Genomic DNA, 7,439 nt, shown 5'->3' on the forward strand with positions numbered 1-7,439 from the left:
TCATGTTCAATAAATACCAAAAGATACATCATTATTTTGTTTTGTTTAACCCTATTACATATATATTTGTAGTGCCTATATTAGGGTTAATGATTGGCTTACCCTACTTTTTCCGCTCATCTAAAATTGAAGAACCTCCTAAGCTTATAACAGCACAAGACTTTGTGGATTATAGTGAAAAAATTTTAGCTAATAAGTTGTTCGGCGTTGATATTGATGGTAATAGAATTGAAGTATGTACAAAAGCGTTATCTTACCTTAACCAGGGATTGAAACTCGATCCAAATAACGCTCAAGGTTACGCAGTAAGGGGACTAGTTCAAGATTGTCTCAATAAATACAAAGCGAGTATATTCGATTTACAAAAAGCGAAGAACCTCTATCAATCTCAAGGGAAAGTTCAAGACGTTGAGCTAACTGAGAGTACGATTAAAAGTATTAAAGAGAAATACAAAGCTAGATAAGTAGGGGAATTAGGATGCTTTTTGTATGTTTTAAGGTAAAGGAGGGATGATTATTATCTCCCTTGCTTCTTTATTTTAGGTTCTCTGTTTCAGAATAGTTCTTCTATCTGTGCTAACAGACGATTGATTTTATTTGTTATCTTTTTGTCATTTTCTAGAAGTTTCCTGTGTTTTTTTAATAGTCCTTGTACATTTTTTCCTCTTGATGCTAGCTGTTGAAAAGGGGTTTCTTCTTTATCTGTTTTACCTGCTTCTAGAACATCCTCTACTATCTCTTTTATCTGCGATAGTGACAATCCTTCATCAATCGCCTGCTTTATTATTTTCTCCCTCGCTTGTTCATTCTTTACCCGTGCGATCGCATGGGCTTTGGTATATTCTAACTGCCCTCTTATGAGGACATCCTGGATATCGCTTGGTAGTTTAAGTAAAGGTAGGCGCGTTGTGACAAACGATTGCCAGGTAATTTTGCCAAATTTAGAGAACAAGTCTTGTATGGTAAGACTTTCATCGCTCCCCAAAACGTTTTGGGGAACTTTATTTTTTTCCTCATCTAGCATTCTGTTTAGAAGATAAACTATATTCTTTTGGTCAAGATTCAAAATAGCTGCGAGTAGTTCGAGAATGCCAATGGTTTCCTCATAAGCGTTGAGGTCTTCGCGTTGGAGGTTTTCGACCAAGCGGATGCGAACAGCAGCATTCTCATCGCAGTCGATTATATTGACGGGAATTTTTTCTAGTCCGGCTAGTTTGCTTGCTCGCAGGCGACGTTCACCAGCAACTAGTTCAAATTCGTTACTACTTGTGGATCTAACTACAATAGGGGAAAGCAACCCATTTTCTTTAATATTTTCTGCAAGAGATTGAATTTTTTGCGGATCAAAGTACCGACGGGGTTGTGATGGGGGAAGGATAATTGAATCTATTGAGAGGGTAGTAGTGTTTTTGTTGTCTGAATCTTCTTGGCTAGCGCCACTAAATAAATCATCGAGTGCGTTTTTATCGTATGCTTTGAGTTCAACTTGTTTAGTCATATTTATAGTTTTATAAGGTAATTTGCGATTTCTTCTAAGATACTAACTGCTGGGTGATTTTTCTTCCACAGAGCAAGCGGGAGATGTGCTTGTGATGCACTTGGAAAGTCTATCGAATTGGGAATGGGTGTAGTTATGTGCGCCCGTCCTTCGATTTGTTTTTTAATGGCTTCGAGGATACCTGATTGTTGAAGGGTGCGTTTGTCATATTGGGTTGGGATAAAAGCTGCGATTTGTAAATCTTTATGTCCTCCTTTCTTAAGACGGGCAATTGTTGTTAGCAATTGTTCTGTAGCAGCATAGCACTTATATTCTGTCTGTACTGGTATCAGGATGTGGGTAGCTGCCATTACACTCATAATGCTTAGATATCCCAGTGAGGGAGGGCAATCAATTAAGATGTAATCATATTCGCCGACTATTGGTTCAAGTGCAAACTTGAGTTTTTGTCGAGCGTCAGTTGTGATATCGCGTCCTAGTTCGATTTCAGCTCCGGTTAGAGCATTATTGCTGGGTACAAGATACATATTATGGATAGGTTGGTGCCAAATGTATAGCGGCCCGCGTTCGGTGATAGCAGCATATATTGTCTGCTCATCTTTTAGCTCCTTGGGTTCTATTCCCATAAAGGTTGTCAGACTTGCTTGTGGGTCCATATCTATAAGCAAGACTCGGTGTTTTTGAGCAAGATGATACCCAATATTATGAACTGTGGTAGTCTTACCAGCTCCACCAGACTGGTTGAATGCGGCAATTATTTTAGTGTTCTTTTTTGGCATTTTCAAGGGTGTTTTTTAACTCATTTGAAGTGATTCTATCAAAGTCTTCTTAATAAAGAGTAAAAAAATAATGCCAATATGAGTCTCTATACCGACTCATAATGACATTATTCTTAATTCTTAAAGTGGATACTTAAGTATTCATATTAGTATCCACTTTAAAAAGGAGGTTCATCACCTAGATTATTGTTATTTTCACTGGAAATATTCTCCTCCAGATCTTGTGCGAAATCAGGAGATTTTTCTTGTGTAGCTCCAAAATGTGCTAATTCTTGGAGGGTTTTTCCGGTGGGGATAAATCCTCTAATTACGAGGGTAGCTACTTTTTCTTTATAGTTTTCCTGTTCGTTAATTTGTAAATCGATGTACCCGTTAGCTATCCCTTGGCAGTTTTCCCCACTCCCTTTTATATCTACAGCAGGAGTACCTTTAGCACGATAGGGGATTTCATCTACTACCATGCCGTCTTTACCCCGATAACTAAAACTAGCTACCCCATGACAAATGAGTGAACCTTCTCTGTCATGGGTCTCATTAATATTTTCGATTGTTAATGTCAAATTGGTTTCTATCATTTTATAGTGTTCCTATTTACTAATCGAACAATGCCCCCAAGCAAGAACTTTCTACTAAGGGCTATTTTTGAATGCAAAATTCTTTTAGAAATTTGCGTTAGCTATGTTCGCAGTTTGTTTGTCTTCTAAGGAAGATTTATCTTCACTGCGAGGAGAGCTTAACAGTTCGATTTTTTGGACAGTTACTACAGGTTTAGACCTCATAGTTCCTGAATTTTTATCCGTCCACCTATCGAAGCTAAATTCGCCTAATACAGCAATTTGGGTTCCCTTTTTGACATAATTTGCAATTACCTCTGCGGTTGCTCCCCAGGCGGTAAGGTCAAACCAAAGTGGAGTTTCACTTTTATAGGGAGGCCGCACTGCAACTGAAATAGATGCTTTGACAGCCCCACTCTCGAAGTAGCGGACTTCCGGTTCTTGTCCTGCCCTACCAACTAATGTGATGCGATTGAGATACTCGCTCATAGGATTTTAATTTTCTAATACTTCAAATCCCTATTTGCGTAAGCACCTGTTAGTCTGTGGTTGTTGGTAACTGGGTAGGGCTACCCATAATTTGTCTAGGATTTTGTTTATCTATGGGTATAAAATTTGTGGCTACAGGAAGTATATATGTATGTATCGAATTTTTATCAGTTATGGAAACATTCAAATTAGAAATAGACTTGATGCGACCTCTTCAAGTAAGGTTGGTAGAGTGCAAGTTGGTTTTACTGGCGCTAATGTGGATGCAGGATGATGAAAACCAACAAAGAAATCTCCCTGTTGATTATTCATCACCCTTGCTTGTAGATAATTCTGAATGGCAAGATAGGTCTTTTGCTACCCCCGATATTGAACATTTTAGGAAGGTATCTAATACTGCTCGAATTGGTGCTTGGGATGAGATGATTTTACTCCGTTTGAGTCATTATATTATCCCTCACGTCAATTGTTTATATGATGCTTCTTTTTACGCACTTGTAGTGATTGCGATGCATCTTATAGATGCAGAATTGAAGGGGATATTTGTCAACTCCAGCGATCAATATTTTGCTCGTAGATTAGTATACGAAAGTTTTGAGATTTTAGATAAGCATCAATTTGGCGATAACCTTAAGTTTGGTGATGAAATATATTTTACTGGTATTGAAGAAAAAGATAGCTTAAAGTGGGGAATGTTGCTAAATTACCTTAGCTTTAAACTGGCGGCTTTGGGTGAATTTATTATGGACACTAGCGATATTGATGATGAAGTTGATAATGAATATGATGATTTAGATGAAATTGAAAGGGAAGAGTTTGATAGAAAATACCAACGTTTGCCTGCTGATTATTTCCAATGCAAACCTTATATTGAAAAATGCACTGACCGTTCAGAACTGGTATCAAGATTAGTTCAAAGGGTTGTTTATTACTTATTTGTAGGTAAAGAATATAATGCAAGTCGGTTGGATGAGATAATGTCTATTCCAGTTACTATTCGCTCTACTGTTACTTTTCAATCAAATTTGGCGATTGCTACTTATAGAATTGGTTATTTCATTACTGCTTCAGGGATTGAGGAATGGGCTGAGGGCAAAAATTGGTTTTTGTGTAAGGCTTTTTCTAGTTTGATGCCTTTCTACAACCGAGGTAAGAAAGATGCTGCGGAATTATAAATAAAGAAAAATCAGGATTATAAAAATAATTCTGATTTCACTTATTCATTCATGGTTTCACAGCTATCGCTGCCTACCCAGTAGTTGCTATTTAAAAAAGTGATAATTGTGCGTTGATTTCTTTTAAGGTATTTACCTTTTTGTGTGGTTTTTGTTTGAGCCTTTTACCCCACTCACTACTTACATTTTTGATGACACGAGTGCGGATATCGCTGGCGAGAGTCTCATAATCGTGTTGGATTTGTTTATAATCAATAGGGGTTGTACCAATGATTTTCCATAAATTTTCGTAATCATAATTTGGGAATGGTTTGTGCTTGATAAGGGTGGTATGACTTGCCCAAAGATATACATTATTCCACTCCCAAGATAGCGGAACTTCAAATGTGATTGGCATCATTACAGCAAGCACTTCACTTGGCGTAGCAAGTTTACCCGTTTCTCCTTTATCTACTTCTTCAAGGATTGTATCTAATCTGTCGATTGCTATTGCTTGCCATACCCAAGTGGGAATAGCATCCCTCCATTCTCGTCCACCAGTAATTATTGGGCCAGCTAAATACTTTACTAGCTGCACATCAACTTCCGCTATTTCTAATAAACAGGCGAATACCTTTCTATCCATCCCCATACTGGCTAAAACTTTGAGCATTTTTTGAAGGTTAGGAGTTAGTATTTTCTCTCCTTTCGACTTACTATTTTTGATGGTTTGTGCAATATCAAAAAGGGTTTGTTGTTGCATTTTAACCTCCATATAAAAAGCCGCCAGTTAGTAGTAATTAACTGACGGCTTATTATGTGTAGCAGTATTTTTTTAGGGCATGAGTAACGTATCCCAGATATTTCTAGGTGACACTAAAAAGCAAAGCTGCTTTCTTGCTTGATTGAATTTGACAAGGCTTCCTGTATTTTTGGTCTTTTTCCACCAGCTTGTCTGCAAGTAGGTAAGTAATAAAGCTTGAGTTTGTTTATCCTGCTTGCTTATCCAATTACTTACCTCCAGGGCTGTTATTATGTCTAGTGGAGGTACTTGCAGCTTGTCGAGTATGCTTTCAGGTATGGAATTTAACAGCTTGTGGAATGCGATCGCATGACCAGGGCTTCCAAAACAAACTTTGAGTATGTCCTGATGCAGGCTGATTTTCTGGCTCTCCAAGATAGTTTTTACTTCATCAGTAAATAGTTGACTAAAAGGTACTATTTGACACCTACTTTTAATAGTAGCTAGTATATTTTGAGGTCGGGATGTGATAAGGATAAATACGCTCTTTCCCGGTTCTTCTAAAGTTTTGAGCAAGGCATTGGCGGCGGCGGGTGTGATGCTATCGCACTCATGTACAATTACAACTTTTCGCTCACCCTCGATTGGGGAGGTTGAAACGAAGGTGATGATTTCCCGTACCTGTTCTACACCAATCCTGGAATTATCTCCTTGGGGATGTATTTGCAACAAGTCTGTGGATGCCGAGATATAGGAGGCAAACACAAGAGCAGTTTTAGTTTTACCTACTCCCTCGGTAGTACTAGTAAATAGGTAGGCTGGTGCAGTCTTACCGCTTGCGATCGCACTACTCAAAATAAGTTTTGCGGTATGCTGCCCGATAATTTCAGTGAATAAATTATTCATAGATTGCAGATTTTGATGATGCTAGGAGTAAAGTTGTCAATTCCAGTTTTGAGTTCGCCCTCAACTTGAATAAGTGCTACTAGGCTTTGTTTAAGTTTGGCAGCACTTACGGTTTCGACTTCCTTTTTGAGGAAATACAGCCTTTTGGGGTTGGTTAGTTCAGCAAGTGTTGAGATTTTGTTATCGGGCAGTTTTCCTTCTACCCCTGTTTTGGTAACAAGCCAGGTACGGAAATAAGCTATGAGATTGGCGATGATTTTGAGAGGGTGTTCGTTGTTACCCACCAGGCGGTGGAGTATTTGCGCTGCTGCATCTGCTTTACCATTTTTGATGGCGTGGGCAAGTTCGGTACAGTTAGTATTGTTGTTGCTAACTAGGGCTTGTACATCTTCTAACTTTAGTTTTTCTCCTTGAGCGTAGATAGCAAGCTTGGCGAGTTCTCTATCAAGCCGTGTAGTATTGTTGCCAATTGCCTCTACAAGATAGCTTGTGGCAGTGGGAGTAAGTTCTAGGGAATAGGTTTTTACTGCTGTTTGAATTAGTTTTTCTATTCCTTGTTTATCCCAACTGGTGATCGGGGGAAATGCTTCAACCTCTGCGTACTGGAGTAGTATTTTAACGGCTTTACTTCTGCCATCTGGTTTGTTTTTTGAGGTAATTAAAAGTAGGTTTTGTTTGGGTATTTTGGAAAGATTTTCTTCGAGAGAAGAAATTACTTCATCCGAGTATTTATTGAATATTGTCCCATCTGTAATATGGACAATCTTTCCTCCCTCGCCCAAAGGAATTATCATTACCTCTGTTATTATCTGGGGTATTGCTACCGTCTTACAATCAACTTGGATATAGTTGAATATCTCCCATTCTTGAGTAGTAACATCTTTGATTAATTGTTCTACCCTTTTTGATATTGAATAGGTATCTTCCCCATAAATTAATTTTACTGGCATGGGCAATATACATGTGAATTTCGTTATGGAGATTGCGTTAGCCAGTAAGTAGTGATAAATCAATTTAGCGATAGCTAATAATATTTATCTTGGTTTTAAATTTAAAGTAAAAAAGAGGGGCAGCCAAATTGTTTAAATGGACTTATTTATACTCCATGATTAAGGTATTTAAGAGGACAATTACCCCATTATCCCTACCGAGCAACAAAGGCGCACACTTAGTTCAATACGCTACAATTCTCTATGGTAGGGAATTTTTGACAGGTTGCACCCTCGCTCTAGTAGCATTTCAATATCCTCAGTTGGTGCGAAGATCCGAACATCATTAATCTCACCTATACACGTACTCTTTTGTTCTAGCTATATA

At 38.2% G+C, this 7,439-nt stretch carries 9 protein-coding genes; 2 read left to right on the forward strand and 7 right to left on the reverse strand.

The window, feature by feature from the left end; genetic code table 11:
* On the forward strand, nt 1–464 hold a 464-nt coding region (locus U2718_RS05945), incomplete at its 5' end, for a hypothetical protein (protein ID WP_411813236.1).
* An 89-nt stretch (nt 465–553) separates the two neighbouring features.
* Here the strand turns inward: U2718_RS05945 and U2718_RS05950 are convergent.
* The 4 genes from U2718_RS05950 to ssb all read right to left on the reverse strand — a co-directional run bounded on the left by U2718_RS05950 (nt 554) and on the right by ssb (nt 3,320).
* The gene (locus tag U2718_RS05950; protein WP_341996861.1) at nt 554–1,498 is read right to left on the reverse strand and encodes a ParB/RepB/Spo0J family partition protein; all 945 of its coding nucleotides are present in this window, start codon (nt 1,496–1,498) and stop codon (nt 554–556) included.
* A gap of 2 nt (nt 1,499–1,500) precedes the next feature.
* On the reverse strand, nt 1,501–2,277 hold the full coding sequence (locus U2718_RS05955) for a ParA family protein (RefSeq protein ID WP_341996863.1): 777 nt from the start codon (nt 2,275–2,277) through the stop codon (nt 1,501–1,503).
* A 158-nt stretch (nt 2,278–2,435) separates the two neighbouring features.
* Nucleotides 2,436–2,852 (reverse strand): hypothetical protein, encoded by a 417-nt coding sequence (locus U2718_RS05960; protein ID WP_016877450.1) that lies wholly within the window; start codon nt 2,850–2,852, stop codon nt 2,436–2,438.
* An 84-nt stretch (nt 2,853–2,936) separates the two neighbouring features.
* Nucleotides 2,937–3,320, reverse strand: coding sequence for a single-stranded DNA-binding protein (gene ssb, locus U2718_RS05965; RefSeq protein WP_016877449.1), 384 nt, complete (start codon nt 3,318–3,320; stop codon nt 2,937–2,939).
* 56 nt (nt 3,321–3,376) lie between these two features.
* Between ssb and U2718_RS05970 the strand changes: the two genes are divergently transcribed.
* A complete protein-coding gene (locus U2718_RS05970) occupies nt 3,377–4,495 on the forward strand; it encodes a hypothetical protein (protein WP_341996868.1) in 1,119 nt (372 codons plus the stop codon).
* 91 nt (nt 4,496–4,586) lie between these two features.
* Here U2718_RS05970 and U2718_RS05975 read toward each other — a convergent pair whose 3' ends face one another.
* The 3 genes from U2718_RS05975 to holA all read right to left on the reverse strand — a co-directional run bounded on the left by U2718_RS05975 (nt 4,587) and on the right by holA (nt 7,072).
* The gene (locus U2718_RS05975) at nt 4,587–5,237 is read right to left on the reverse strand and encodes a hypothetical protein (RefSeq protein ID WP_341996870.1); all 651 of its coding nucleotides are present in this window, start codon (nt 5,235–5,237) and stop codon (nt 4,587–4,589) included.
* Between the two features lie 72 nt (nt 5,238–5,309).
* Nucleotides 5,310–6,122 (reverse strand): AAA family ATPase, encoded by an 813-nt coding sequence (locus U2718_RS05980; protein ID WP_016877446.1) that lies wholly within the window; start codon nt 6,120–6,122, stop codon nt 5,310–5,312.
* Nucleotides 6,119–7,072, reverse strand: a complete 954-nt coding sequence (gene holA, locus U2718_RS05985; RefSeq protein WP_341996873.1) for a DNA polymerase III subunit delta — start codon at nt 7,070–7,072, stop codon at nt 6,119–6,121. The genes U2718_RS05980 and holA overlap by 4 nt, the downstream gene beginning before the upstream one ends.
* Nucleotides 7,073–7,439 lie beyond the last annotated feature (367 nt).

The organism is Chlorogloeopsis sp. ULAP02 (genome assembly GCF_038404745.2).
Taxonomy (GTDB): domain Bacteria; phylum Cyanobacteriota; class Cyanobacteriia; order Cyanobacteriales; family Nostocaceae; genus Chlorogloeopsis.